At 41.4% G+C, this 24,162-nt stretch carries 20 protein-coding genes and 1 pseudogene; 3 read left to right on the top strand and 18 right to left on the bottom strand.

Features of this window, described 5'->3' with window-relative positions:
• Nucleotides 1-100 precede the first annotated feature (100 nt).
• Nucleotides 101-991 (top strand): LysR family transcriptional regulator, encoded by an 891-nt coding sequence (locus NL111_RS04805; protein WP_002831571.1) that lies wholly within the window; start codon nt 101-103, stop codon nt 989-991.
• Here the strand turns inward: NL111_RS04805 and NL111_RS04800 are convergent.
• From NL111_RS04800 to NL111_RS04785, 4 genes and pseudogenes are all read right to left on the bottom strand, one after another.
• Entirely contained in the window at nt 988-1,758 is a 771-nt protein-coding gene (locus NL111_RS04800; protein WP_285110571.1) for a DUF2705 family protein, read from the bottom strand. The genes NL111_RS04805 and NL111_RS04800 overlap by 4 nt on opposite strands.
• A 12-nt stretch (nt 1,759-1,770) precedes the next feature.
• A complete protein-coding gene (locus NL111_RS04795) occupies nt 1,771-2,526 on the bottom strand; it encodes an ABC transporter permease (protein WP_285110570.1) in 756 nt (251 codons plus the stop codon).
• Nucleotides 2,526-3,405: pseudogene (locus NL111_RS04790) on the bottom strand (ABC transporter ATP-binding protein). Before NL111_RS04790 ends, NL111_RS04795 begins: the two are co-directional and overlap by 1 nt.
• Before the next feature lie 177 nt (nt 3,406-3,582).
• On the bottom strand, nt 3,583-3,870 hold the full coding sequence (locus NL111_RS04785; RefSeq protein ID WP_285110569.1) for a hypothetical protein: 288 nt from the start codon (nt 3,868-3,870) through the stop codon (nt 3,583-3,585).
• 206 nt (nt 3,871-4,076) lie between these two features.
• Between NL111_RS04785 and NL111_RS04780 the strand changes: the two genes are divergently transcribed.
• Both NL111_RS04780 and NL111_RS04775 read left to right on the top strand, forming a co-directional pair.
• Nucleotides 4,077-4,307 carry a DUF378 domain-containing protein gene (locus NL111_RS04780; protein WP_002831565.1) on the top strand — a complete coding sequence of 77 codons (231 nt, stop codon included), beginning with the start codon at nt 4,077-4,079 and terminating at the stop codon, nt 4,305-4,307.
• A 386-nt stretch (nt 4,308-4,693) separates the two neighbouring features.
• The gene (locus tag NL111_RS04775) at nt 4,694-5,167 is read left to right on the top strand and encodes a TspO/MBR family protein (protein ID WP_002831564.1); all 474 of its coding nucleotides are present in this window, start codon (nt 4,694-4,696) and stop codon (nt 5,165-5,167) included.
• A gap of 161 nt (nt 5,168-5,328) precedes the next feature.
• On the opposite strand, the gene NL111_RS04770 is transcribed toward NL111_RS04775, so the two are convergent.
• The 14 genes from NL111_RS04770 to NL111_RS04705 all read right to left on the bottom strand — a co-directional run bounded on the left by NL111_RS04770 (nt 5,329) and on the right by NL111_RS04705 (nt 24,157).
• Nucleotides 5,329-7,242 (bottom strand): FUSC family protein, encoded by a 1,914-nt coding sequence (locus tag NL111_RS04770; RefSeq protein ID WP_285110568.1) that lies wholly within the window; start codon nt 7,240-7,242, stop codon nt 5,329-5,331.
• Nucleotides 7,243-7,527: 285 nt separating this feature from the next.
• On the bottom strand, nt 7,528-8,652 hold the full coding sequence (gene dnaJ, locus NL111_RS04765; protein WP_002831562.1) for a molecular chaperone DnaJ: 1,125 nt from the start codon (nt 8,650-8,652) through the stop codon (nt 7,528-7,530).
• Between the two features lie 93 nt (nt 8,653-8,745).
• The gene (gene dnaK, locus NL111_RS04760) at nt 8,746-10,608 is read right to left on the bottom strand and encodes a molecular chaperone DnaK (RefSeq protein ID WP_058121413.1); all 1,863 of its coding nucleotides are present in this window, start codon (nt 10,606-10,608) and stop codon (nt 8,746-8,748) included.
• 26 nt (nt 10,609-10,634) lie between these two features.
• A complete protein-coding gene (gene grpE, locus NL111_RS04755) occupies nt 10,635-11,258 on the bottom strand; it encodes a nucleotide exchange factor GrpE (protein ID WP_004165170.1) in 624 nt (207 codons plus the stop codon).
• Complete coding sequence (hrcA, locus tag NL111_RS04750; protein WP_024862376.1) at nt 11,248-12,288, bottom strand: heat-inducible transcriptional repressor HrcA; 1,041 nt, start codon at nt 12,286-12,288, stop codon at nt 11,248-11,250. The genes grpE and hrcA overlap by 11 nt, the downstream gene beginning before the upstream one ends.
• Nucleotides 12,289-12,395: 107 nt before the next feature.
• The gene (gene ribF / locus NL111_RS04745) at nt 12,396-13,343 is read right to left on the bottom strand and encodes a riboflavin biosynthesis protein RibF (RefSeq protein WP_285110567.1); all 948 of its coding nucleotides are present in this window, start codon (nt 13,341-13,343) and stop codon (nt 12,396-12,398) included.
• Complete coding sequence (gene truB / locus NL111_RS04740) at nt 13,344-14,246, bottom strand: tRNA pseudouridine(55) synthase TruB (protein ID WP_002831557.1); 903 nt, start codon at nt 14,244-14,246, stop codon at nt 13,344-13,346. It lies immediately after the preceding gene.
• Nucleotides 14,247-14,438: 192 nt separating this feature from the next.
• Entirely contained in the window at nt 14,439-14,789 is a 351-nt protein-coding gene (gene rbfA / locus NL111_RS04735; protein ID WP_002831556.1) for a 30S ribosome-binding factor RbfA, read from the bottom strand.
• Nucleotides 14,790-14,805: 16 nt separating this feature from the next.
• Nucleotides 14,806-17,439, bottom strand: a complete 2,634-nt coding sequence (infB, locus tag NL111_RS04730) for a translation initiation factor IF-2 (protein WP_285110566.1) — start codon at nt 17,437-17,439, stop codon at nt 14,806-14,808.
• A gap of 12 nt (nt 17,440-17,451) precedes the next feature.
• Complete coding sequence (locus tag NL111_RS04725; RefSeq protein ID WP_002831553.1) at nt 17,452-17,751, bottom strand: L7Ae/L30e/S12e/Gadd45 family ribosomal protein; 300 nt, start codon at nt 17,749-17,751, stop codon at nt 17,452-17,454.
• Nucleotides 17,751-18,047, bottom strand: coding sequence for an RNase P modulator RnpM (gene rnpM / locus NL111_RS04720; protein WP_002831551.1), 297 nt, complete (start codon nt 18,045-18,047; stop codon nt 17,751-17,753). Before rnpM ends, NL111_RS04725 begins: the two co-directional genes overlap by 1 nt.
• 21 nt (nt 18,048-18,068) lie before the next feature.
• On the bottom strand, nt 18,069-19,235 hold the full coding sequence (nusA, locus tag NL111_RS04715) for a transcription termination factor NusA (RefSeq protein WP_002831550.1): 1,167 nt from the start codon (nt 19,233-19,235) through the stop codon (nt 18,069-18,071).
• A 13-nt stretch (nt 19,236-19,248) separates the two neighbouring features.
• On the bottom strand, nt 19,249-19,725 hold the full coding sequence (gene rimP, locus NL111_RS04710; RefSeq protein ID WP_002831548.1) for a ribosome maturation factor RimP: 477 nt from the start codon (nt 19,723-19,725) through the stop codon (nt 19,249-19,251).
• A gap of 121 nt (nt 19,726-19,846) precedes the next feature.
• Complete coding sequence (locus NL111_RS04705) at nt 19,847-24,157, bottom strand: PolC-type DNA polymerase III (RefSeq protein WP_285110565.1); 4,311 nt, start codon at nt 24,155-24,157, stop codon at nt 19,847-19,849.
• Between the last annotated feature and the right edge of the window lie 5 nt (nt 24,158-24,162).

Raw genomic sequence — 24,162 nt, 5'->3', positions numbered from 1 at the left:
AAATATAATTCAAAAACATGATAAGATTAAAAGCAAAAAGAAACAATTCTCAAAAAACTATTAGAGTAATTAACTTTTACTATCGATGGGAGGCGTCCTAATGAATTTAAGACAGTTAGAGTATTTCCTAGTTTTGAGTGAAGAACTTAATTACCACCAAGCAGCCGAACGGCTATTTATTGCTCAACCTACCCTGAGTGTCCAAATGAGTAATTTGCAACGGGAAATTGGACAACCATTATTTTTGAAAGTTGGGCGCCACATCATGCTTACTAATGCTGGCTTGATTTTACAATCCCATGCCCGTAAAATTTTACGGCAAGTTCGTGCCACCAAACAGGCACTTCAGCCACGTTCGGAACCTGCCTCAATTAAAATTGGCTTGTCTGGAACCCATCTTTTAACGCCACTGTTGAAGACATTTCAAAAAATTAACCCACACACGTCATTCACGTTACGAGAAAATACCTCTGCTAGCACCTTGAAACAGCTTTTAAACGCTGAAATTAATTTTGGAATAGCTTTTTTGCCCATTCATAATCCCGCCATTAATTACCGTTACTTATTCACCGACGAAATTATTGCCGTTACTACTAAAACGGGGCCGTACCACACTCTCGAGAACATCACGCTTACGCAACTTACCAAAGTACCATTAATTGTTTTAGATCCGCAATTTGCCATTCGTCAAACCCTCGACCAACTGTTTTTAAATCAACATTTGTCGCCTCAATACCTAGTTGAAGTAACCTCTTATTCAGCCTGCATTAGCGCGCTTAGCCAATTAACCGGGATAGCACTCGTCACCCGCTCCTTTTTTGAAACACAAAAAGCCGGCCATGCCGACTTAAAAGTGATTTCAGTTGAGGAACCTGGTTTAAAACAAGCGCTTGCCTTGGTTTTTCCAGCGGACATTCCGCCTTCGCCCAAAACAACCATTCTTATGGACCAAATTCAAAAGTATTATTTAACCAAGGAACAGCCTTCTTAGTAATGCCGCCGCCGAAAAATTTGGTAACCCAAAACGGCAAAGACGATGGCATATCCCGCGGTTGCCACCCCTAATTGCAACGTCGAAAGGTGCGACATATCATGATACACTGGGTAATTTGCGTATTGTAAGGGTAACAACATCATATTTAATGGATTCCAGCGGAGCCAGTGGAGATATTGCTGTGGTAAAAATTGGATTCCAGGAGGAACAATTTGCCCCATAAAGAAAACTCCTAAACTGATTGCTAAAACAACCGCATTTTCAGTAATCGAACAAGAAATTAAGAAGAGAATGCTGACTAAGAACATGGTTACCAAAATATCAACCAGGGTCATGGTTAGCACGTTAGTTAAAAGACTTTGGTGATACAAATACGGTTTAAATAAGTCTAAGCGAAATTTTGGTAGCGCAAAATTTAAAATTAGGGTCATTATTACCGCAAAACCATGTATCGCAACGTCACAGAGCGCGACAACGGTTAATTTTGCTAAGTAGACATCCTTTCGACTGGGAGTTTTTGCTAACATCGTCAATATTGTTCGTTGCTTAAACTCCGATGAAAAAAAGGTTGCCGCAACTAAAATCATTAACAAAGGAGCAATTTCATCAATTCCAAAACTCGACATTACCAGCCAGGGCGCCGAAATGGCATCATCAAAAGACATAATGAAAGGAATCATTAGTAAAACTATTAAAAACGGCGCAAGCCAAGTTATTTTTTTATGTATCAACTTATAAGCTTCTTGATTAATAACGGTTATCAAAATTTCACCTTCCTATTTACTTCGTTGTCCCCGACTAAAAAACAGGTAACTTAGCATGGTAAAAATAACGGCGTAAATTGTCGTTCCCCAAGCTAGTTGCGCTGTGGATAGTTTAGTAACGCTCTTTAAAGCTGGATTTGCGACCTGACTTGCAAGTTGCAACATGTTCAAGGGGTTCCACTTGATCCACGGCCCATCAATAATTTTGGGGAGTGCCCCTGCCAAGGTTGGCCCGGTAAAAATCAATACGAAACTAAATCCCATAGCCACGATTTTACTCCGGGTCAAACAAGTCACACCGATGGTTAAAACGGTGATTAAAGCAACCATCCCGGAGGCTCCTAACCCCGTCAAAAGCGCGGCATTCCAAAGGGACTGGTGGTTTACCACTAGATCCCATGTCAAGGTACTAGGAGCACGGGTTGCCTGAATCACCATTGTGAATATTCCTCCTGCCAAACTTAAAATAAGTACGTAGCCCAGTAGAACTAGTAATTTAGCAAGAAAAACCCCGCCACGGCTGGTGTTCTTATAAAATAACGTGTCAATGGTCTCATTTTCGTATTCCCCGCCAAAATCAGTTGCTACCAAAATACTCATCACCAGCGCAGCCCATCTACCCCAATCATAGCTCTGGGCAACTGAATCAAACGTCGTCCCTTCAAGCCAAACCGAAACGGCCATAAGCAACCAAAGAGCTACGATGCCGCCCCAGCAGCCTCGGCGATGAATGAATTTATAGAACTCTTGTTGCAAACTGCTTCTCATTAGCGCACCTCCTGGCGACTTCTAAGCGACTTCACCACTTGCTGCTCAAAAGTTAGTTTTTCTGGAGCCACCGTTAATAAGTACTGCTCATTTTCCACCAACATTTTTTCGGCTGCTTGAAGATCTGGAGCGTTGATCTTTAAATAATCTTTTTGTAGCTCGCTTACCACCCCGTGACTTTCCAATAATTCATAGCTAGCAAATAAATTGTCGGTTGTAATCTGGTAATAACGAGAATTCCCGCTTTGGAAATTTTTTAATGAATCGGTTAATAAAATTTTGCCTTTATTAATCAAAACCACGTTAGAAACTACCCGCTCAAGCTCACTCAAAATATGACTAGAAATCAGGAAAGCGGTCCCTTTTTGGGCCATCCGTAAAATTAGATTACGAACTAAAATGGTCGCTTCCACGTCGAGTCCGTTCATGGGCTCATCCAAAATCACTAGATCCGGGTGATTTAATCAATGCTAACGCAATCCCCAGTTTTTGCTTCATTCCTAACGAATATCCCTTTGCCCGGGTGTCAATATAAGTTTCCATTTCCAATGCATGTGCGAGTTCATCAATTTCGACCTCGCTTTGTGCGTACAAAGCCAAATTTTGCCGGCCCGTCATGTACGGATACAACGCGGGGTGTTCAATTAACGCCCCTACTTTAAGAAGGGCTTGATGGTGATTTGAGGTAACCGTTTGATGATTCACCAAGACCTGCCCCTTAAATTTTGTCAAGGCTAAGATGGTTTTCATAATCGTCGTTTTTCCTGCTCCATTTGGTCCAATCAAGCCGACAATTTCCCCATCGCCAACTTGAAAAGACGCCCCTTTGATAATTTTCTTTCTACCGATAAATACATCAAGCTGATTTACCTCTAACATTAATTTTCAACCTCCGTTAAGTTATAGTGTTATATTTATATGATACACTATAACTGATTCGACATGAAAAATGCAAGTCTTTTTCTATTAACCTCATATTTTAATTTAATCAAATAAAAACCCCGAGGTTGCATTAATGCAACCTCAAGGTCCTTTATTGATTTATTTTTCTAAAATTTAAGTAAGTTGCCGATTCCCTTGTTTGTAAATCTCATTACCATCATAGATAACCCGGTTAATTGCAAACGTGTTATCTTGGCCAAATGTAGCTTGAGTTCCTAGCCAGTAGTACTCAGGTGTTAGTTGAGTAAGTCCTTTACGCAGGTTTCCAGCTTTTTTTAACAAGTCCAGCTCTGTCTTATTGATCGCCGAGCGCCAATACCTTACTGCACCGTCAGCAAATTCTACTCGCAGAAATAAACTCGGCAGCAATGCTACCCGAACAACTTTTGGAATATCTTGCATTTTTACCTCCCGCACTTAAGCCTTAATAAAATAGCGCTTTCATATACAGAATAAGCTTAACATCGGCAACGATTTTCCTCAACGCAATTTGCGAGAAAAAAATATTTTTTATAAGCATAGTTAAGCATATTCTTAGCTTAACCATTAGTGAATTTGCTAAGCTTAAGGTGTTCCAAAAATAATAACCTTATGGGAGGAGATTTATTATGAAAGCATTGGATCTTACAGCATTAATCTTGGTAATTGTCGGAGGTATTAACTGGCTCTTGGTAGGACTTTTCCAATTTGACCTAGTAGCTACCTTATTCGGCGGGCAAACAGCAATCATCTCTAAAATTGTATATATTTTAGTAGGTTTAAGCGCCCTATACAGCTTAAAATTCCTCGGGATGCTTAGTCATCGCCCCGAAGACGACGCACGTTACAACAATCGTTAATTTTTTGCACTACGACTTTACGGAAAGCATGCACTAAAAGTCGGGTAGCTTATCAGTATTAACTAAAAATCGACGTGATGCCTGGATTGGGCATAATGTGATAATCCCTTTGTGGCTGACAGATGAAATATCATAATTTATCTGTTAATCATGGAGGGATTTTTGAATGTCTAGATCTGAGCCCCTGCATTAGAATGGCTTTTATGTTAAACAGCGTAAACTGACGTTTGGCTTTATTAAAGTTAACATCCTAAGATATTTTTTTCAGCCTCTTTTAATTATGGCGTCCCGTTTTAAGCAAATTATTATGCAAACTATCGACTCTTTGTTACCCTTAAGCTAATCTAACCGGGTAATTGTTTTAAATTTGAAGGAGGGATGATTTAATGACTAAAAGAAATCCAAATTGGATCTTATTGATTGCTAGCATTATCGTTGTAGAATTGGTCGGAAGCCTATCGGGGATATTATCAGGTGATATTAAAGCAATTTATAACAACTTAACGTTGCCGCCCTTAGCCCCACCTGACTTTATTTTTGGCATTGTCTGGCCAATTTTATACCTAATGATTGGGATTGTCGGTTATTTAATTCTTCGTGACCGGACCAACGCACGCCAAAATAACTTGATTTTGTTTATCAGCCAATTAGTTTTAAACTTCATTTGGAGCATCATTTTCTTTGGCGCAAGCAACCGCTGGATCAGCTTTTTAATTATCATCGTACTCGATGCACTAGTGATTTGGTGTGTGAAAAAATTTTGGCAAACTAGTAAATTAGCCGCTAGTCTAATGGTTCCGTACTTGATCTGGATCTTATTTGCTACCTACTTGACTTTAGGAACGGCGATTTTGAATTAAATTTATGCATAAACTAAAAAAGCAATGACAGTAAAGGACATTCCTGAACTTCATTGCTTTTCTATTCTTACAATTACAAATTTTGCCTGCAAAACTAGCTTAGTCTTAGGAGTTAGAAAAAGTTCTAAAAGCTAGGTTTGCTTAACTATTGAAGATCATTACTATGAGTTAATAAATACTTTATTAGCCGCCCGTATTTGTCCAACTTCCATTTCCAATCTTTTTATATTTAAATTTAATTCAGCAAAATAGTAATGGTCTAAACTTTGTTTTTGCTCCTTAGTTTTTTTCTCAATTTCTGTAGAATTAGTCAAAGAATTTAATCTAGCATAATATTCTTGAAATTCTCCCCGGACCTCATGCAACTGGACCGTTGCTAATTTAATATGTTCCCTCATTTGCACAATTTGTAATTCAATTTTTGAAGTTAATGTCTTAATACTTTCAATCAGGCAAACCGTCTCATAATCGTTTTTCACGCGATTTGCTATTATAAATTCGTTTGCAGAACGTTTAAGTTTATCCTGCATTATATATAAAGTATTAAAGTCCTTTTCTTTTAAGTCGCTCAGTTTTTCTTCATTTGACATATATAAAAGTATATATCCCGCTACTTTCCCCCAATCCTCTAAGTTTTCTGCAAAGTCGTCGTTAGATTTTGCCGGAAAAATTAGCAAGATCAAAATAGCGACACTTCCTCCAATTATTACATCAACTATCCGAGTTACCCCAGCTATACTTCCTCCTAATAAAAATACTAGCCAAAAAGTTACGCTAATCATTAAGAAAAATTGACTAAATTTTTTGATGGTCAAAAACAAAATAATCAATATAGTAGAAACTACGGCGTAAAGCAATTTATTATTAATTTGTGATGGAAATAATATGGAAAATAGTAAAACTCCTAAACATGCGCCGAATAATGATCCGAAGGCGCGCGCACTTGATTTCCCTAATGTATCATGGACGCCTGGCATCACCATTAAGCATCCAGATAAGGGAATCCAAAAACTATGTTTTTCTAGTGGCATAATCATAAATTGATCCATAGCTAACGATAAAACGTAACATACTAAACCTGTTAAAGCTAGACGGCTCGCAAATCGAAGTGTTGTGTTTGAGGTGGTTGAAACCATTTTTTTAAGTGTTTTTATTTCGTTTGCAAGAGAAAAGCTTCTTTTTGAAAATGTCCTAGCACGTTCTTGCTTTGTGTTTAAAATACTAATAACTTGCTGTATTTCACTATCAGCATTCTCCAATTTAGCAGGCTGAGGGACGTTCATACCTTGTAGTAATTGCACTATATAACTTAATGCCTCGGTATTTTTTTTGTTTTTATTCCAGGTTATCCTAGTAAGAATTTTATCTGCGGATTTAACCACCTGAAACACCCAGGGATCACGCACTTGGTAAATTCTTGGCATTATTTCTACTGCCTCTAAAACTTTGGTTCTTTCTTCAAAGTAATTCGCTTTTTTGTTGTTTGAAATTAAAACTAACTGACTATATAGACTTGCAGTCATGGGCAAAGATATATTAAGTCTCTTATTATAAAGACAAAATATTAGTGCTATAATTGCCATTCCGGTGATAAAAGATAACAAGCCTAAAAACATATTAGCTGTAGAAACGCCAATTTTTAGTCCTGCAGTTGCCATAACGGCTAGCACACAAAACAAGTATCTCAAGAATGTGTTGATACTAAAACTATATGTAATTCCTGTTAAAAATAGACCTCCGGTAATTACTATTGCCAGTAAGAGTGGAAAACCTGAAAACAAAATTCCTACTACTCCTCCTAAGCCAATAAAAGCTATTCCTTTAATTGCATTTATTAAGGGCTCGTCATGACGTGGCATCAAACAAACAATTGTTCCAAAAAAGCAGCCAACATTCATTAAAATAAAAGTTGCATTCCAAATATCACTAAGTAAAAAACCAATACTATTGGTTATTAATACTGCCACTGATAGTAATAACCAGTCGCTTAAACTAACAAAGTTCCAGACAGGCTTTGAATAAAGCCATGTTGATTTTAGCCATATTAATAGATATCTAGCTATTTTCTTGTTCATATTTAAACCTTCTTCAAATTGTATGTAGCCTCAATTATATCATTTTAGTTATTATATTCATAACCACGCATTCACAAAAAAAGATTTTATAAAACCCCGGATAGTCTATGTTGTCGCACTTTAACACGATAACACGCCTAAAACAAACCATTAAAAATTATTCCCGGTATTAAAAATATATCACAGCAATTAAATTTCGAATTAGTTTAAAAGCAATCCAAAAAGGCGAAAGCACGGAATCTTAGTTCCACTACTTTCGCCTTTTTTAAATGTACATTAGTTTAATTAATTCATAAATTTATCAAAGAAACCGCCCTTGCCGTTGCCTGACGGGTGTTCCCCACTAGCCTTAGCAAAGAGTTTCAAAGCTTCTTTTTGGCCAGCATTCAGCTTCTTAGGCACCTTAACCTTCACGTGGACGTGTTGGTCACCGTTGCCATTGCCTCGTAAACGAGGAGCTCCCTTGCCCTTCAAGCGGAAGTTAGTTCCCGTCTGCGTACCAGCTGGGATTTTTAGCTTAACCTTGCCGTGAACGGTAGGTACTTCAATTTCATCTCCCAGTGCAGCTTGTACGAAAGAAATTGACTGATCATAGTAAATTTCTGAACCTTCGCGCTCATAAATCTTACTTGGCTGTACTTGGAAAATGATGTAAAGGTCACCATAAGGTCCGCCATTATAACCAGCTTCACCTTGACCTTGAAGCCGCATTTGTTGACCATCTTCAACACCGGCTGGAACAGAAACCTTTACTTCATGTTCTTGCTTAGTGTGTCCAGTACCACCACAAGTTGGGCACTTCTCTTTAATTTCTTTACCAGTTCCGTTACATACGTCACAAACCTGTTGCCGAACCATCCGACCAAGCGGAGTGTTTTGAGTAACTTGAATGCTACCCGTTCCGTGACATTTATGACAGGTTTCTGGCGAAGTCCCTGGTTTAGCACCCGATCCGCCACAGGTCTTACATTCGGCTTCTCGTGAATACTTAATCGTCGACTTTTTACCGAAAATCGCTTCTTCAAACTTAAGCGTCATTTGGTACTGTAGGTCCTCTCCTTGTCGTGGCTGGTTAGCGGCCTGTCGTTGGCCACCACCAAAGAAAGAACTGAAAATGTCGTCGAAGCCGCCGCCAAAACCACCAAAGCCGCCTTGGTCGCCGAAACCACCGCCACCAAAACCAGCGTTGCCGTCAGCGGAACCAAATTGATCATACTGCGCACGCTTTTGCGCGTCCCCTAAGACATCGTAAGCTTCGTTAATGTCTTTAAACTTTTGTTCCGCTCCCGGCTCTTTGTTGATATCGGGATGGTATTTTTTCGACAAGCGTCGATAAGCCTTCTTGATTTCATCTTCAGATGCATCGCGACTGACTCCCAGAATGTCATAGTAATCTTTACTTCCAGCCATATTCATCCTCCATGATTTTTACCAGTTTTAACCGTTAATCACCGCAAAAGGGTCAAAGTCAACGACTTCGACCCTTCATTGCTAATCACTTATTTATTTGTTGTCTTTGTCAGGATCGACTTCTTCGAAATCCCCATTGACAGTGTTGTCGTCGTTATTACCGGTATTCTGGTCGTTACCTTGAGCACCATCAGCTTGGCCTTGGCCTTGGGCTTGTTGAGCTTGTTGGTAAAGCTTTACAGATAGGTCTTGGACAATCTTGCTCAAATCATCCTTCTTAGCTTTCATTTCTTCTAAGTTGTTATCTTTTTGTGCTTTTTCAAGAGCTTCCTTAGCGTCTTTAGCCTTCTTGATTTCGTCTTCAGAAACCTTACCTTCAAGTTCCTTCAAAGTCTTGTCGGTTGTGAAGATCAATTGGTCAACTTCGTTACGAAGGTCAACTTCTTCCTTACGCTTACGATCGGCTTCTTCGTTTTCCTTAGCTTCCTTCATCATCCGGTCGATTTCTTCATCACTGAGACCCGATGAACTCTTGATGGTAATCTTTTGTTCCTTACCAGTACCCTTATCCTTAGCAGAAACGTTAACAATACCGTTCTTATCGATATCGAATTTAACTTCGATTTGTGGAACTCCCCGTGGAGCAGCTGGAATGTCCGTTAGTTGGAAACGACCCAGCGTCTTATTATCTGCCGCCATTGGACGTTCACCTTGAAGTACGTGAATGTCTACAGCTGGTTGATTATCTGCTGCGGTAGAGAAGATTTGAGACTTGCTAGTTGGGATCGTAGTGTTCCGGTCGATTAACTTAGTGAACACACCACCCATGGTTTCAATACCAAGTGAAAGTGGAGTAACGTCAAGTAAAACAACGTCTTTAACATCACCAGTTAAAACCCCACCTTGAACGGCAGCACCAAGGGCAACGGCTTCGTCAGGGTTAATGGAATGGTTAGGTTCCTTACCCGTCCAGTTCTTTACGGCTTCTTGAACAGCTGGAATCCGTGTTGAACCACCGTTTAAGATAACTTGGTCAATGTCAGAAGCTGATAGGCCAGCATCTTTAAGGGCGTTGTCAACTGGTACCTTAGTCTTAGCAACTAAGTCTGCGGTTAATTGATCAAATTGTGCCCGTGTCAAAGTCTTTTCCAAATGCAATGGACCAGCTTCGCCAGCGGAAATAAATGGTAAGCTGATTTGTGCTTCGCTAACCCCAGATAAATCTTTCTTAGCTTTTTCAGCAGCGTCCTTCAAACGTTGAAGAGCCATCTTATCTTTAGAAAGGTCAATGCCGTTTTCTTCCTTGAAGCCTTCAACTAACCAATCAATAATCTTTTGGTCAAAGTCATCCCCACCGAGGTGAGTGTCACCGTTCGTTGAAAGTACTTGGAAAACACCGTCGCCGAGTTCCAGGATCGAAACATCAAAAGTACCACCACCAAGGTCGTATACCAAGATCTTTTCATCCTTGTCACTCTTATCTAAACCGTAAGCTAACGCAGAAGCAGTTGGTTCATTGATGATTCGTTTAACTTCCAAACCAGCAATCTTACCAGCATCTTTGGTTGCTTGCCGTTGAGAATCATCGAAGTAAGCTGGAACCGTGATAACGGCTTGATCAACTTCTTCACCAAGGTAGTCTTCCGCAAACTTCTTGATGTAGCTCAAAATCATTGCAGAAACTTCTTGTGGGGTGTATGACTTGCCGTCTACCGTTACTTTGTATCCAGCTTCCCCGATGTGACGTTTAATTGAAGAAATGGTGTTAGGGTTAGTAATTGCTTGCCGCTTTGCTACTTCACCCACTTGTGTTTCGCCATTTTTGAAAGCAACTACTGATGGAGTTGTCCGTGCCCCTTCTGGGTTAGTGATAATTTTAGGTTTGTCACCATCCATGACAGCAACTGCAGAGTTTGTAGTACCTAAGTCAATACCAATAATTTTATTACTTGCCATTGTCTAAAATCCCTCTTTCTCTATCTTTATTGAGCAACAACAACCATCGCTGGCCGTAATACTCGATCCTTTAAAATATAACCCTTTTGAAATACCTTAACCACGGTATCCGCAGGATGATCATCATCTGCTGGAACGGTTTGGACCGCCTGGTGGAGGTTAGGATCAAACTTTTGACCGTCTGCCTCGATTTCAGCGATATTATTTTCTTTAAGGGCTTTTAAGAGGTCCTTTTGAACCATCTCTACCCCCTTCAACAGCTGTTCTGAATGCTCAGCTTCCACTGTCAAAGCTCGTTCCAAGTTATCTAACGCAGGTAAAATTGCCTTTGCTAATTTTTGACCATCATATTTTAAAAGACTAGCTTGTTCTTTTTCGTTGCGCCGGCGCATGTTCACAATTTCAGCTTGCGCGCGGATATACTTGTCGGAAAGCTCATCACGTTCCGCCGTAATTTTTTCAATTTCCGCAGGATCTAAAGTAGTTTGCTTAGAATCTTTTGCGGAATCCTTTTGATTATTCTTTTCGTCTTGGGACGTTGCTTTAGCTTGCTTGTCAGCGCCCTTACTTTCTTCTTCAACCTTTGCTTCGGTTGAAGCTGATTTTGCCTTTTCGTCTTCCTTTGCCAATTCAATCCTCCTAACTGTCATCAAGATGCTTATAGTATTGTAGCATTCGGTGTGATAATTGGTACCTAAACGTATTGATCAAGCCCAAAGTCTTCGAATACTGCATACTGGTTGGACCAAGAATGGCAATTAGTCCCTTACCACGGCTCCCCACATCGTAAGTTGCCGTAATTAAACTAAAATCCTTTAGCAACGCGTTACTTAACTCGTCGCCAATTTTCACATCCAAGTCACTCCGCTTATTACCTAGCAGTCCGTCAATTTGCTCATTTTCATTAAACAGCGTTAGTAACCCCCGAAGCGAATTTACATCCACATTTTTCGAAAAGTTTAGAACGTTTAATTTACCACCCACAAAATAGCGGTCGCGAGTTGACCGGGTAACGATGTCTTGGAAAACGTCCAAAACTCCTGCATCACTCTGCAAGTATTTTTCCACTACCTGCGGAATGTCCGTCCGCAAATGGTAATATACCTGGCTCAGCGTTTTGCCTACCAACCGGTCGTTCATGATCCGAACTACCCGTTCTAAGGTTTCGCCGTTCATCTCGTGTGGGATACTGAATTGTTGGCTAGTAACGTCGCCATTACTAGAAACTAAAATCAGCATCACCTGGTTGCCACCTAACGGAACCATTCGGAAACCGTCTAACGTGGCTCCCTTTTGCTCCGGCTTAAGCGTTAAAGCTGTATAATGCGTTAAATTGGAAAGCATTTCTGCTGAAGTTCGAACAATGTCGTCAACTTCTTGGAAATGAGTTGCTAGTCCCCTTTGAATCTGTAGTGCTTCCGTCTGATCGACTTCTTCTGGGCGAAGCAAGTGATCAACATAATAACGATACCCCATTAGCGATGGGACCCGACCTGAAGAAGAATGGGTCTTTTCAATTAAACCCAAGTCCTCTAATTTAGCCATATCGTTGCGAATCGTGGCCGAACTAACTTTAATCGGCAGATTGTTCATTACCGTCTTGGAACCAATCGGTTTACCATTTTCCGTATATTCTTGAACAATTTCCTCTAAAATCAATAATTCACGATCAGTCAACATGAAAATCACCTCTTTTAGCACTTAGAAAGTCGGAGTGCTAAGAACAACTATTAAGATACCAGAGGTTTGTAGAAATGTCAACTTTAGTCAAGCTTGGTCAGACAACTTTAACGCTTCTTAAAAAATGCACGCGTATCTGCTTCATCCTGGTGCAATTGCGCAATTAACGCGTCTACCGAAGCAAACTTAACTTCTCCTCGCAAGCGGTGGTGCCATTTAACCCGGACCGTCTCACCATAAATTTCTTGATTGAAATCTAAAATGTTAATTTCCGTAGTTACGGGGCGCCCGTCCCCGAAGACAACGTTGCGTCCTACCGAGGCCATCCCCTGGTACCATTTATCGGCAATCTTAATTTCCACAACGTAAATGCCAATCCCAGGAGTGATTTGATTAGGATTGCTAACAATGTTCGCGGTAGGAAACCCGAGGGTCCTTCCCCGCGCTTCGCCGTGGACTACTAAACCATTAGTTTCAAAGGGGTACCCTAAATACCGGTTAGCTTCGTCAATCTCCCCGTCGGCAACGGCGTTTCGAATGGCGGTCGATCCAATTTTTTGCCCTTGTGCAATGATTTTAGGTACTTTAACTACTTCAAAACGGTGTTGCGCAATTTCTGGCAACGTATCCATATTAGCCGTGGCAACTGGCCCAAAAGTATAATCAAAACCGGCCACCACCACTTCAGCATTTAATCCGACCATGTATTGGTCAACAAACTCTTGCGGGGTTAAACTGCCAAATGCGGAAGTAAAGTTAACTACGTAAAGAATATCCACTCCCGTCGCTTCCATTAACTCTGCTTTCCGAGATACAGAAGTTAGGTAGCTTAACGCGCTAAACCGGTGCTGCGGCTTGGGGAAAACTACCGAAGCGTGGTGATCAAAAGTCATTGCCACCAACGCTAAGCCCTTAGCGTTCGCAATCTCACGAGCCTTTTGAATTACGGCTTGGTGACCACGATGCATGCCATCAAAAAATCCTAAAGCAAGCACCACCTTTTCTTCGGGAATCATTTTTTTATCATACGGATGATGTATCTTAATTATTTGCATTTATCTCACCAACAACATTTTTTCTGGGCGGTATACTTGACGAGATTCGTCGTATTGGTACAGCGCCTGAATTTTACCTTTATACTTAACGGCAACAATCGGTTCGGTAAGTGCGCGCTTCAAAAAGCCCCCATTTTGAACTAATTGCCACTCTGAATCAGTAATTTCAATTGCCTCAAACTTTGCTAAAGCATGGTCAATCGGGTGTAGCACATCACTTTCGACCCGGTCTTCGTCACGAGCCTGCTCAAGTTCTGCCAAAGTAACGCACTCTTTTAGTTCAAACCCTCCGCTACTTGTCCGAGTTAAATCAGACATTACGGCTGGCAACCCAAATTGCCGACCAAAATCGACTGCTAAAGTCCTAACATAAGTTCCCTTACCACACTGCACCTCAAAATAAATAGTTTGTTCTCCCTTTTCCTCGTCGAACTCCGTAGGGCGAATTTGTTTAAACTGGTACACTTGGATTTTTCTTTTAGGCCGCTCCACCGTTTCTCCGGCACGAGCATACTCATATAACTTGCGCCCATTAACCTTCACAGCGGAATACATTGGTGGAATTTGAGTTAATTCCCCGGTCATTTGCTTTAAGGCTGCATCAATTTGAGCGTCCGTTAGTGGTTTACTTAAGGGTTGCCGTTCCACCACTTCTCCATCCAGATCCTCAGTGGTGGTCGCCAAGCCTAACGTAATTGATCCTTGATAAGTTTTACCAAAGCGCATTAAGTAATCTACCACTTTTGTAGCGCGGCCTACGCAAACCGGTAAAACCCCATCCACGCTAGGATCTAGGGTACCGCTATGGCCGACCTTCTTGGTTCTTAAAATTCCACGCACCTTAGCAACCACGTCGTGACTAGTCATTCCGCGTTCCTTATTAATTGGAATAATTCCATCCATCAAAATAAACCTCACATTTCTCGTGCAAATTTGCTCTTCTTAAGTATTTTACAGTAGATACCGTGGAATACAAAATGTTCATCCCAATCAGTATCTCCCACTAACTTAAAAAGAGCAACCATTCGACCTGGAATGGTTCCCATAAGCTGCTTACTTGCTGGAAACGTTCCTGTCCATGATTGCTCTTTTAACTTAGTCACGATTAAGTTTATTAATCAGCTGATCAATTTTTTCACCGTACTGTACAGAATGATCTCTTTCAAAAATCAATTCTGGTGTTTTATAAATTGATAACCGACTGCCTAGTTCTTTGCGGATCAACCCCGACGCCTTTTCGAGACCTTTACGGGTCTTTTCGTCGTCAGAAGCTTTATCCGATAAGATGCTGTAATAAATTTTCGCTTGTTGTAAGTCACCAGTGACGTCTACCCCCGTGATCGTAACTCCCTGCACGCGAGGGTCACGAACTCGGCGACGTAAAATGTCACTGACTTCTTTTTCAATTTCTTGTGACAAACGATCTGCACGATATTGTCGAGCCATCTTCAAATCCCCCTTACTATTCGACTGGGACTTCCTTCATCCGGTATGCTTCAATTACATCACCGACTTTAATGTCGTTATACTTTTCGATTGTTAGACCAAGGTCAAATCCGCGCTTAACTTCCTTAACATCGTCCTTGAAGCGCCGGAGACTGCCTAGCTTACCATCGTAAATGACCACGCCATCCCGAATCAAGCGTACGCCAGCATCCCGGGTGATAAATCCTTCAGTTACGTATCCACCAGCAATGGTTCCAATCCGAGAAACTTTGTAAGTTTCCCGAACTTCAACTTGTCCGATTACTTCCTCTTCGTAAACCGGTTCAAGCATTCCCTTCATTGCGGATTCAACTTCTTCGATTGCCTTGTAAATAACTTGGTGTAGCCGAATTTCAACGTCTTCAGAGTCAGCCATTTGCTTAGCTTGTGCCGTTGGCCGCACGTTGAATCCGATAATGATCGCGTTACTTGCGGCAGCTAAAGTGACGTCACTTTCGTTAATTGCTCCCACGGCCTTATGAATAATGTTAACCCGGACGCCTTCAACATCAATTTTTTGTAAACTATCTGCTAAGGCTTCTACCGAACCTTGAACGTCAGCTTTAATAATGATGTCAACCTTCTTCATTTCACCTTCCTTAAGTGAATCGAAGAGGTTATCTAAAGTAACGTGGTTATTACGTTTGCGTTCTTCCATTTGAGCACGTTTTGCTCGTTCTTCACCGGCTGCCCGTGCTGATTTTTCGTCATCGAAGACTACGAAACGGTCACCAGCTTCAGGAACGTCGTTTAGTCCTGTAATTTCAACTGGGGTTGATGGAGTAGCTTCCTTAACCCGCCGACCATGTTCGTTAGTCATTGTCCGAACCCGACCAAACGTGTTTCCAATTACAACTGGATCACCCACGTGCATAGTTCCTTGTTGTACTAAAACAGTTGCAATTGAACCTTTACCAGGGTCCAATTGAGCTTCAATTACGGAACCAGCCGCATTTTGTTCAGGGTTAGCTTTTAGTTCTAAGACTTCAGCTTGTAACAAGATCATGTCGAGTAATTTGTCTAAGTTCTTACCAAACTTAGCTGAAATTTCAACAAAGATCGTGTCGCCACCCCATGATTCAGGAATCAAACCATATTCCGTGAGTTGTTCCATTACGTGGTTAGGATTTGCACCTGGCTTATCGATCTTATTAACCGCAACGATGATTGGCACTTCGGCAGCCTTAGCATGGTTAATCGCTTCGATAGTTTGTGGCATTACCCCATCATCTGCAGCGACAACTAAGATGGTGATATCAGTCACGTCAGCACCCCGCGCACGCATTTCAGTGAAGGCCGCATGTCCTGGAGTATCTAAGAAGGTGATTAGCTTGTCGTCATGCTTAAGTTGATAAGCACCGATTCCTTGAGTAATCCCACCAGCTTCGCCTTCTGTAATGTGACTATGACGAAGTTTATCTAGTAAAGTAGTTTTACCATGGTCAACGTGTCCCATGATGGTAACTACTGGCGGACGATTTTCAAGATGATCCGTGTTCTTTTGTTCATCTTCAAACATCTTGTCGATATCTGAAATATCAACTTCCACTTTTTGTTGTGCTTCGATTCCGTAATCGGCCGCTAATAGTTCAACCGTGTCATTATCAAGTGATTGATTTTGGTTAACCATTACACCCATCATGAATAACTTCTTGATGATTTCAGCTGGTTCACGGTGAATCTTCTTAGCAATTTCCGCAACGTTGATGCCTTCGCTATATTCAAGTACCTTTGGCAACGGCTTTTCTTTACGAGCCGTAACGACCTTCTTTTGGCTTTCTTTCAAACGGCCGTCGCGTTTTGCCTTACGGTTTTTCTTCTTGTTTTTACGGTTTTCTTTGTTGAAAGGACGGTTGTTGCCCCGGTTATTGTTAAACCGGTTGCCGTTCTTAGAACCGTAGTTTTTGTTATTGTTTGTCCGTTCTTTGCTTGCTTCAGGTGCAGCCACTGCTTCCGCAACCACCGGCCGCTTGTTAGTTTGCGGGGTAGTGTTAGAGTGGTTTTGATTTGAACGCTTATGTTCTTGTGGACGTTCAGCATTATTTCTTACGTGCTTTTTATGAGCAGGTTGGGGCTTTTCATGAGCAATTTCGCGATTTGCTTGAGCTGCCATTCGTGCTGCTTCCGCAACTGATGCCCGAATCGCCTTTTGCTTGTCTTGGCGTTCGCTTTGTTCACGCTTTGGCCGATTTTGACCGTTATTTTGGTTTCGATTACGGTTTTGGTTATGATTTTGGTTGTGATTGCGGTTATCCCGTGTTCGGTTATTACTTTGCCGCTTTTCTTCTTTTGTATGATCTGTATTTTTGTTATCGTTAGTGTTTGATTTCAATCTTTGAATACCCTTCGCACCATTTTTATTTGGTTGGCCGCTCTTTTTCACAACGGTCTTACCAGTTTTACTAGAGCGGAACTTCGGTGTCCGCTTTTCTGCCGGTTTTTCGGAGCCAGCATTTTTCTTAAAAGCTTCCCGAAGGTGCTTTTCTGAATCGGCATCGAGTGTTGACATGTGATTCTTGATGTCAAGACCATCTGCTTGAGCCTTTTCAATAATTTCTTTACTCGAAACGTTGATTTCTTTGGCTAATTCATAAATTCTTTTTTTGCCCATCGTTTCACGCTCCTATTCATTTAATCTCTTGAGGAACCCTTCTGCGAAACCCTTATTGGTGGTTGCCACTACCGAGCGCGATTGTCCAATTGCTGCCGAAATTTCTGCTTTTGAGCCAGCAACGACTACCGGGATTTCATAAAAATGGCATTTATCAATAATTCTCTTCCTACTGGATTCTCCAATGTCTTCTGCCAAAAGTACTAGCCTGGCTTTTTTGCTTCTAATTAAATTCAAGACCAATTCTTGCCCCGTCGTCAAGTTTCCCGACCGGCGCATTAGCCCTAAATATTGTTGAACTGCGGGTTTCATTACTTATCCCCAAACAATTCTTTACGGGCTTGTTGGTGATCAACGTATGCAATTAAGTCATCATAAAATTGATCATCGATTTTAACCTGAAAAGTACGGTCAAAAATCCGCTTTTGCTTGGCCTTCTTAGCAATTTCGACGTCTAGTCCAATGTAAGCACCGCGTCCAGCAGCTTTCCCAGTTGGATCAATGGATACTTCGTTTTCTTTGTTTTTAACCACCCGGACTAGCTCGCGTTTTGGAAACATTTGGTTAGTTACAATATCTTTACGCATCGGGATCTTTCTAGTTTTCATTGAAATGTACCTCCAATGGGCTTATTCTTCGTCGCTATCGTCGTTTGATTCACTTTCCAAGACGTTTTCATCAACTGTGCTTTCGTCAGCACTGCTTTCAATTTCAGTGGCAGAATCTGCTACTTCTTCGTCGTCATCTTCTTCAACAAATTCAGCAGCATCAGTTTCTGATTTAATATCAATCTTATAGTTAGTCAATTTAGCAGCTAAACGTGCATTTTGTCCCCGTTTACCAATGGCTAATGATAGTTGGTAATCAGGCACAATGACGATGCAAGAATTTTCTTCTTCTTCATTAAATAAAACATCGATTACTTCTGCTGGGTTAAGGGCGTTGGAAATAAATTCTGCATCGTCATCTTCCCATTCAATTACGTCCATGTTTTCGCCATGTAATTCGTTAACGATGGTTTGAATCCGTTGACCGCGGGGACCTACACAGGTTCCAACCGCATCAATGTCTGGGTTATTTGACCGAACCGCTACCTTAGCGCGGTCGCCAGCTTCCCGTGCAACGGACATAATTTCAACCGTCCCGTCGTAAATTTCTGGGATTTCTTGTTCAAACAAGCGTTTCAACAATCCTTCATGGCTGCGAGAAACAAAAATTTGTGGTCCACGTCCACTATACTCTACTTTAGTTACATATACCTTAATGTGGTCGTGCGGTTCGTATTGTTCACCAGGGATTTGGTCCTGTTTAGACATTACGGCTTCTACGCCACCCAAGTCAACATATACGTACCGGTTATCCCGTCGAGCAACTTCACCAGTTACCATTTCATCGAGGTATTGGCTGTACTTTTCGTAAATAACTTCGCGTTCTGCTTCCCGTACCCGTTGCATAATTACTTGCTTAGCAGTTTGGGCAGCAATCCGGCCAAAGTTTTTTGGCGTTACTTCAAAACGAATTTCATCATCTAGTTCGTAAGCCCGGTTAATTTGCAAAGCATCTGCTAAACTAACTTGTAATTGGTCATCTTCCACTTCTTCCACTACTTTCTTGACAGCGTAGACGTGGATATCACCCTTCCGTTCGTTGAATTCTACTTCAACATTTTGTGCTTGACCATAATTACGCTTATACGCAGAAACTAGGGCAGCTTCCAGCGCTTCAATAACTACGCTTTGCTTAATTCCCTTTTCCTTTTCTAAGTTAGCAAGAGCGGTAACCATTTCTTTACTCATTTTTAACTCTCCTCTAAATCTTGATTGCTAATCTAGCAAACGCCACTTGATTGTAAGCGACTTTCAATTCTTTATGTCTAGTTTTATCTAGGTAATCTAAAACTAATTCATCATTTTCAAAGCTCTTGAGGTATCCTTCAAACACCTTTTGCTTGTTGATTGACGCATATAATGAGATATGGATATATTCCCCTACAGCAGCTGCCAAGTCCTCCTTAGTCTTTAAAGGACGTTCTGCTCCTGGTGAGGAAACCTCCAAGAAATAAGCTTGTGGAATCGGATCGGGATCTTGCTGATCCAAGAGTTCGCTTAATTCGTCGCTGACCATGGCGCATTCTTCAATGTTAATTCCGCCGACTTTATCAATATAAAACCTGAGGAACCAACCCTGACCCTCTTTCACGAATTCAACTTCCACTAGTTGGAAATCATGACTTTCAATAACGGGTCTAGCTAATTCCGTTATTTTTTCAACAACATTGCTACTCAAATTTGAACCTCCCGATTTATATTTTGCCAATAAAAAGAGTGAGCATCGCTGCTCACTCACTTAACGAGTATCAAATTACTAACTCTAATATAGCATTGTTTTGCAAAGATTGCAAAACAATCTAGAAAAGACTCAATTGATTTTCATCAGGTAACCCTGCTAAAACATTATTTTCGGTCATAAAATCAATTAGCGTTTGAGAAACGTGACCTCGTTTTGCAAGATCTTCCTTAGAAAGGAACGGCTTGTCGGCCCGAGCTGCCACGATTTGTTTAGCAACGTTTAATCCCAGACCAGGAAGCGCATTAAATGGGGCAATCAATGAGTCGCCATCAATTAACCACTCTTCCGCATCCGATTTTTCAAGGTCAATCATCTTAAAGTTGAAGCCTCGTTCGACCATTTCATTAGCTAATTCCAAAACAGTCAACAAATTCTTTTCTTTTGCTGAAGCTTCATTACCCTTGTCATTAATTTCTTGCATCCGGTTTTTTAAGGATTCTTTTCCTCGAGACATCGCCACGATATCAAAATCGTCGGCACGCACGGTAAAGTATGCTGCATAATAAACTAACGGATAATAAACCTTAAAGTAAGCAATCCGCAACGCCATCAAGACGTAAGCTGAAGCATGGGCCCGCGGGAACATGTACTTAATCTTCCCGCACGACTCAATGTACCAATCAGGAACGTTAGCTGCACGCATTTTTTCTTCGTAACCCTCTGGAATCCCCTTACCTTTCCGAACACTTTCCATGATCTTAAAGGACGATTGCGAATCAAGTCCATAATGAATCAAGTCCATCATGATATTATCCCGGCACCCAATAACATCTTTTAACGTAATGGTTCCCGCTTTAATTAACTCTTCTGCATTTCCTAACCACACGTCGGTTCCGTGAGAAAGTCCTGAAATCTGTAATAGTTCAGAATAAGTGGTTGGATGGGTTTCTTCTAACATTCCCCGAACAAACCTCGTACCAAATTCTGGAATTCCTAGTGTACCGGTCTTGGATTTAATCTGTTCTTCTGTAACCCCCAACACTTCGGGACCGGAGAAGATTTTCATTACTCCCGGGTCGTCAGTAGGAATGGTTTGCGGATCAATGCCGGACAAATCTTGCAGTTTCCGGATCATGGTCGGATCATCATGTCCCAAAATATCCATTTTCAAAATATTATCGTGAATCGAATGGAAATCAAAATGGGTCGTTTCCCAGGCTGCGGTTTGGTCATCCGCTGGGTATTGGATCGGACTGAAATCATAGATATCCATATAATCAGGCACAATCAAAATTCCCGCTGGATGTTGTCCGGTCGTCCGTTTAACTCCGGTAGCTCCCTTGGCAAGCCGTTCAATTTCGGCACCACGCAAATGCTGGTTAGTGTCCCGTTCGTAAGCCTTCACGTAGCCATAAGCAGTCTTATCAGCGACGGTACCAATTGTTCCAGCGCGGAAAACGTTATTCTTACCGAACAAAACTTGCATATAGTTATGCGCAATTGGCTGGTAGTCTCCTGAAAAGTTTAAATCGATATCCGGAACCTTATCTCCCTTAAAGCCTAAGAAAGTTTCGAACGGAATGTCTTGACCGTCACCAATCATCAAAGTACCGCATTCTGGGCACTTCTTATCTGGTAAATCGTATCCAGAACCATATTCCCCTTTAGTATAGAAATGAGAGTATTGACAGTTTGGACAGCGGTAGTGTGGCGGCAACGGATTAACTTCGGTAATTCCAGACATCGTAGCTACAAAACTAGAACCAACCGACCCCCGGGAACCTACCAAGTATCCGTCTTTGTTACTCTTGTGTACTAACCGCTGGGCAATTAAATAAATTACTGAGAAACCATTTCCGATAATACTGGTCAATTCTTTATCTAACCGCTCGCTAACTATTTTGGGCAATTCTTTACCATAAAGAGCATGAGCCTGATCCATTGCCAACTGCTTAATTCGGTCCTCAGCACCCGGCATTTTAGGCGTATATAGCTTATCCTTGACCGGACTAATGTCATCAATGCTATCCGCAATTTGATTAGGATTTTCAACCACAATTTGGTGGGCAGTTTCTTCCCCAAGAAAACGGAAGGCTTCCAGCATTTCATCCGTGGTGCGGAAGTGCACGTCAGGCAATTCGGTCCGGTTTAACGGGTTAGCTCCTCCTTGAGAATTAATCAAAATCTTCCGATAAATTGCATCTTGCGGATTAAGGTAGTGCACATCGCCAGTAGCCACTACCGGAATATCTAAATCTTTACCCAATTTAACGATATTGCCGATAATTTCTTCCAATTTGTTAGTGTCACTAACGATTTCTTGGTCAATTAACGGTTGGTAAACTGGCTTAGGCATTACTTCCAAATAATCATAAAACTTAGCCCGATCCCGTGCTTCAACGTAACCCTTTTGTGCCATCGCGGTGAAAACCTCACCGCTTGAGCAAGCAGAGCCCACGATGATGCCTTCCCGTAATCGTTCTAACTCTGAACGCGGAATTCGTGGCACCCGATAGAAGTACTTAACGTTTGACAACGAAACTAATTTAAATAGATTCTTCAACCCAGCTTGCGTTTTGGCAATCAAAACTGCGTGATTCGGCCGAGCATGTTTATACGCGTCGTTTTCCGTCATGTGATCATTTAGTTGATCATGATATTCAATTCCATAACGCTCTTCAGCATCTTTTAAGAACAAATAGCAAAGGTGTCCAGTCGTTTCCGCATCGTAGATGGCCCGGTGATGATGTTCTAGAGCTACGTTAAACTTTTTAGCCAACGTATTTAACCGGTACCCTTTTAAGGTTGGGTATAGGAAACGCGCTAAGGTTAACGTATCAATAATTGGATTTTTAATCTCTTCCATCCCGTGCCGTAGATAGCCGGTATTCATAAAACCAATATCGAAGGTAACGTTGTGCCCAACAATAATCGCGTCTTCATAAAATTCCCGGAATTTGGTAAAAACTTCCTTTTCCGAAAGCGAACCCCGGACCATTTCGTTAGTAATGCTGGTTAAGTTAATGGTGGTTTCAGATAGCGGAAATCCTGGATCAATGAACTCTTCGAATTCATCAATTACGTTACCATTTTCCATTTTAACCGCAGAAAGTTCGATTACCTTGTCATAAATCGCAGACAAACCAGTCGTTTCCACGTCAAAGATGACGTATTTACCGCCTTTAAGTGCGCGGTGTGCACTGTTATAAGCAATCGGTACCCCATCATCTACTAGGTTAGCTTCCACACCAAAAAGTGGTTTAACCCCGCTTTTCTTACCAGCGGCATATGCTTCAGGAAAGGCTTGTAACCCAGCATGATCGGTAACGGCGATGGCCGGATGCCCCCATTTAGCAGCTTGGCTGACAAAGTCGCTAATACTATTAGTAGCGTCCATCGTACTCATGTTAGTATGCAAATGCAATTCAACCCGTTTTTCGTCAGCAGTATCTTCGCGCTCTGCGTGACTGATTTGGGTGACATCATAAGCATTCATGGTAAGGTCCTTCATAAAGCTATCTTCTTGCACACTCCCACGCACACGTACCCAAAGTCCTTGCTTGACTGCCGCAAATAGTTGTTCATCACTTTCATTACGTGAAAACTTCTTGATGGTAATTGAAGAAGTATAGTCAGTAACTTTAAAAATTAAAAGTTGCCGTTCTGAACGCAAAGTTTTAACTTCTACATCAAAAATATACCCCTCGATGGTTACTGAACGTTCCTCTTGGTTAATATCCCGTAACTGTGTAACCTGCTCTTGGTCACTAATCGGTTTACCAATTTGAACCTTCCCGTTGAATTGGGGAGCGGCTTTTTTCTCGGTAGCCTTCTTCTTTTCCGCTTTTTTAATTGCCTCGGTTGCTTTTTGGACAATTTCCTTATCACGTTTAATTTTTTCCTCGTGATATTGGGCTAAGCGTTGTTCGGCTCCATCATTGTCAATCGCTACCTGGATTTTAAATTGGGGAAACCCGGCTTGCTGATATTTCTGTCCAATTGTCCGTAACGCTTCTTCGCTAAGCAAATTTTGGCTGATTTCATTGTCGACCTTAACAGTTAACACTTGGTCTTGAAAATCAGGAACTGCCTTATCACATAGTACCTGTAATAACGAGGATTGGATGCCACTATGCTTAATAATCCAATCCCAGTATCCCGCTACTTGTTCTTTAGTGATTGTATTTGCCCGAGTGCTAATTTGGTAGTCGACGTTTGCAATGGGTTTGAAAGTATGTTTCAACCGCTCATCAAATTCTGCAAACTGATCATAGGGTAGAATATCGTCCCACTCAAAATTAAAAAACCAGCGTTTCGAATTTGCATGAACCGTTAAATTCTTAATTAGTCCTTCGCCAACCGCTGGCGGGGCCGACCAATCTATTTGTTTTAGCAAAATTTTAAATTGCTCATTTTCTGATAAACTCAATTTTT

Source organism: Pediococcus sp. AC40 (assembly GCF_030252485.1).
Lineage (GTDB): Bacteria > Bacillota > Bacilli > Lactobacillales > Lactobacillaceae > Pediococcus > Pediococcus acidilactici.
Note: the sequence above shows the minus strand (reverse complement) of the source record. Positions and strands in the feature narration are given on the sequence as shown.

Coding starts and splice junctions, on each gene's coding strand:
- NL111_RS04805 (WP_002831571.1), top strand. CDS start 101: ATGAATTTAAGACAGTTAGAGTATTTCCTAGTTTTGAGTGAAGAACTT.
- NL111_RS04795 (WP_285110570.1), bottom strand. CDS start 2,526: ATGAGAAGCAGTTTGCAACAAGAGTTCTATAAATTCATTCATCGCCGA.
- NL111_RS04785 (WP_285110569.1), bottom strand. CDS start 3,870: ATGCAAGATATTCCAAAAGTTGTTCGGGTAGCATTGCTGCCGAGTTTA.
- NL111_RS04780 (WP_002831565.1), top strand. CDS start 4,077: ATGAAAGCATTGGATCTTACAGCATTAATCTTGGTAATTGTCGGAGGT.
- NL111_RS04775 (WP_002831564.1), top strand. CDS start 4,694: ATGACTAAAAGAAATCCAAATTGGATCTTATTGATTGCTAGCATTATC.
- NL111_RS04770 (WP_285110568.1), bottom strand. CDS start 7,242: ATGAACAAGAAAATAGCTAGATATCTATTAATATGGCTAAAATCAACA.
- dnaJ (WP_002831562.1), bottom strand. CDS start 8,652: ATGGCTGGAAGTAAAGATTACTATGACATTCTGGGAGTCAGTCGCGAT.
- dnaK (WP_058121413.1), bottom strand. CDS start 10,608: ATGGCAAGTAATAAAATTATTGGTATTGACTTAGGTACTACAAACTCT.
- grpE (WP_004165170.1), bottom strand. CDS start 11,258: ATGACAGTTAGGAGGATTGAATTGGCAAAGGAAGACGAAAAGGCAAAA.
- hrcA (WP_024862376.1), bottom strand. CDS start 12,288: ATGTTGACTGATCGTGAATTATTGATTTTAGAGGAAATTGTTCAAGAA.
- ribF (WP_285110567.1), bottom strand. CDS start 13,343: ATGCAAATAATTAAGATACATCATCCGTATGATAAAAAAATGATTCCC.
- truB (WP_002831557.1), bottom strand. CDS start 14,246: ATGGATGGAATTATTCCAATTAATAAGGAACGCGGAATGACTAGTCAC.
- rbfA (WP_002831556.1), bottom strand. CDS start 14,789: ATGGCTCGACAATATCGTGCAGATCGTTTGTCACAAGAAATTGAAAAA.
- infB (WP_285110566.1), bottom strand. CDS start 17,439: ATGGGCAAAAAAAGAATTTATGAATTAGCCAAAGAAATCAACGTTTCG.
- NL111_RS04725 (WP_002831553.1), bottom strand. CDS start 17,751: ATGAAACCCGCAGTTCAACAATATTTAGGGCTAATGCGCCGGTCGGGA.
- rnpM (WP_002831551.1), bottom strand. CDS start 18,047: ATGAAAACTAGAAAGATCCCGATGCGTAAAGATATTGTAACTAACCAA.
- nusA (WP_002831550.1), bottom strand. CDS start 19,235: ATGAGTAAAGAAATGGTTACCGCTCTTGCTAACTTAGAAAAGGAAAAG.